5 protein-coding genes are annotated in these 2,569 nt (G+C 34.4%); all 5 read right to left on the reverse strand.

The annotated features are described in order from the left end of the window. Nucleotides 1-14 precede the first annotated feature (14 nt). The 5 genes from D8886_RS11475 to D8886_RS11500 all read right to left on the reverse strand — a co-directional run bounded on the left by D8886_RS11475 (nucleotide 15) and on the right by D8886_RS11500 (nucleotide 2,492). Nucleotides 15-308 carry a hypothetical protein gene (locus D8886_RS11475; RefSeq protein ID WP_032912520.1) on the reverse strand — a complete coding sequence of 98 codons (294 nt, stop codon included), beginning with the start codon at nucleotides 306-308 and terminating at the stop codon, nucleotides 15-17. Between the two features lie 130 nt (nucleotides 309-438). After that, a complete protein-coding gene (locus tag D8886_RS11480; protein ID WP_125342768.1) occupies nucleotides 439-819 on the reverse strand; it encodes a hypothetical protein in 381 nt (126 codons plus the stop codon). Nucleotides 820-981: 162 nt separating this feature from the next. Further along, a complete protein-coding gene (locus tag D8886_RS11490; RefSeq protein WP_002910442.1) occupies nucleotides 982-1,227 on the reverse strand; it encodes a hypothetical protein in 246 nt (81 codons plus the stop codon). Nucleotides 1,228-1,426: 199 nt separating this feature from the next. Then, nucleotides 1,427-1,861: a riboflavin biosynthesis intermediates N-glycosidase gene (ybiA, locus tag D8886_RS11495; protein ID WP_002910445.1), complete on the reverse strand. Its 435-nt coding sequence runs from the start codon at nucleotides 1,859-1,861 to the stop codon at nucleotides 1,427-1,429. After that, a complete protein-coding gene (locus D8886_RS11500; protein ID WP_002910447.1) occupies nucleotides 1,848-2,492 on the reverse strand; it encodes a hypothetical protein in 645 nt (214 codons plus the stop codon). The genes ybiA and D8886_RS11500 overlap by 14 nt, the downstream gene beginning before the upstream one ends. Nucleotides 2,493-2,569: the final 77 nt, after the last annotated feature.

Genomic DNA, 2,569 nt, shown 5'->3' on the forward strand with positions numbered 1-2,569 from the left:
ATTAAATTATTTTGTTACTGTTCCAGCAAATAATCAGCAATTGTTTTCGTTGAATCTGATATGACTTCATTAACTGTTTTTCTTGTTCCAAAGTCGTTATGCCAATAATGAATATCTGATAAACCACCGCGTGGTGGAAAAAGTTCTTGATAAAGAGTAAATTTTTCCCTTGTACTTAGCTCGTCATTGGTATTCAAAGATTTTTTTAAATATTTTAAATCCTCTACTTGCGGATGAACGTTTTTAATCTTATATCTGTCAATTATTGATAACAAATCATCAATTGCTTTTAAAACTGTTTCTAACATACTAATATTTTCCTGTCCTAGAGTCATATTCAAAACGTTTTTACTCGAAGTTAGGATCGTGTTTGCTTAACAAATCTACGAGACGAAAAGGGCAAGGAAAGCATCCTACCCTAAAATTCTTTATACTATATCAATCTTCTAAAATCACAGGAAAAATATCTTCCCCTCTATGCATTTTTTCTTCCATTTCTTTCCACTCTAAAACCAATTTATATAGTTCATCAGTTGAAATAAAGCAAGGTTCCCCAAGACTTTCATCATCCATTTGATAGTATACTTCTGTTTCTTCTTTACCTATATCAATATTTAGCATATTACCGCCAAAGTCTGATTCTTCTTTTTGACCAGTAACAACTGCCTCTAATTCTTTTTGAATATGGGTGTAAAAATTATGAACCTCAGAATTTAAAAAGTCTGACAATGATTGAAATTTTTGATCAGTAAACTTCAAAATTAACATTATATCATTTTCTTCATTTCCAAAAACCAAAACTGAATATGTTCTCTCCATTAACCTTACCTCTAAACTCATTTTACTCCATTGGGAATGCTGATATAATCTTTCCATCAGATTCTCTTATATACATTCCAATCTTTAATCCATTATGACTTTTTCCAATGTATGTGTTTCCATAAGCTAAAACTTTATTAGAATATGCCTCATTAATGGTATCTACAGATTCTCTGCGAGCTTACTTCGATAATAGATTTCAGCAGCACCGGATAACTTCATATCATTGACAGCCTTGTCTATAGCATGTTCTTGTGGTGTCCGACAATCACTCTTTGAAACAGTCTGAATCTCTTGAGCCTTCATCTTAGCAGACCAACTCATATCTATGCCATCAGTAGAGTAATTACCCTCACTGCCTACCAATACCTGACTAAGCTGCGTCGCTCCTTGAATAGCTAAACCCAAAACCTGCAGACTATCTGTGAAATAGCGGCTAATCAGCTCTAAACTTAGAGGAAAAGGGCAAAAGATTTATCTCGCCCTTTCACTTTTTACGACAACAAACACATATATATCTATTTATCGGGATTTTTTTATCTTTACAGACTGAACTAGGGGAATTTAAAACCTAACTGAATAGATTGTCTTTGTTAGTAGTTTGTATTTAACGAAGTTCTGCCCGTACTTCCATCAGAATTTTCCCCAGCATATTTTTTCCTGTACCATCGCCACCATCAGCCCAGTAGCTATCATTTTTCGTATGTTCAATGATGATACTATCTCCAGTCTCTAATAAATCTTCCATAATTACTGTGTTTTGACGGAATTTCTCACGAACAGCATAACGCATAATATCATCCTTGACATCTTCCCAGTCCTTTCGTAACGGATTATGGCGATTGCGTCCCTCCAAAGCAGCATCCATAGGTGACTCCAGCAGGCGAATTTTTTCCTGAATTTCTGGAACCAAGAATTTCTGAGCCTGGAAATAATGTTCCGATGTAGGCCAGATTTTATTTCCATCCGAAAAAGGATAAGGAGCAAAATTGGACATATAACCGTAAGCATCGTTTACCTTATAGAATTTAATTTCCTTCATTCTCTTCCTCCAATCCGAAATCAGCTAGTGATTTATCTTTCTCCTCCAGAAGTTTTTCCACATAATCAGGTTCTATCTCTAAAAACAGTTTCAAAGTATCATGAATTCGCCAATAATTATCTTCTGGCTTATCCATAATAACAGATAGAAAGTGCTTTAGGTAAGGGATATATTCAGAAAAGCCATTATCTTCAACTAGATAGTAAAAATATGAAAGATCATAATAACCTTTTTCCGCCTGCTCTATAATTTTGCAGACATAAGGGAATATGTCTTGCCTTGCTTTATCACCATTGCCAATATCTGATTGATTAGCCCAATAGCTAGTAAGAGCATCTAATATAATTCGATTTGTATCATCATAACTATATAGCCGATGAGGAATGTAGCCTTCCAATTTCCCTTCAACAAACATCTGAGTCAACACATCAAAACCTTCTTTCAGCCCCCAAATAGTTAAAAGCCTAGAAGCTTTATAGCGCAAAAAATCATCATCGCTAGATAATAAAGAGATAAGTTTGTTAATCGTTTCTTCTGGCACATCTTCTAAGTCAACTTCTTCAAGCAAGTCTGCGTAGTCTACACCATTAGGGACTTTGTAAAATAGATTATCAAGTTCTTCTCTAGTCATTTTTTCTCCTTATTCAAAAGTAAAATATTCGGGTGGAATACTTCCTTTTATCAATACTTCCCCATCACGTTTAGTAT

It is taken from the genome of Streptococcus sanguinis (assembly GCF_003943655.1).
In the GTDB taxonomy this organism is placed as follows: Bacteria; Bacillota; Bacilli; order Lactobacillales; family Streptococcaceae; genus Streptococcus; species Streptococcus sanguinis_F.

Coding starts and splice junctions, on each gene's coding strand:
- D8886_RS11475 (WP_032912520.1), bottom strand. CDS start 308: ATGTTAGAAACAGTTTTAAAAGCAATTGATGATTTGTTATCAATAATT.
- D8886_RS11480 (WP_125342768.1), bottom strand. CDS start 819: ATGGAGAGAACATATTCAGTTTTGGTTTTTGGAAATGAAGAAAATGAT.
- ybiA (WP_002910445.1), bottom strand. CDS start 1,861: ATGAAGGAAATTAAATTCTATAAGGTAAACGATGCTTACGGTTATATG.
- D8886_RS11500 (WP_002910447.1), bottom strand. CDS start 2,492: ATGACTAGAGAAGAACTTGATAATCTATTTTACAAAGTCCCTAATGGT.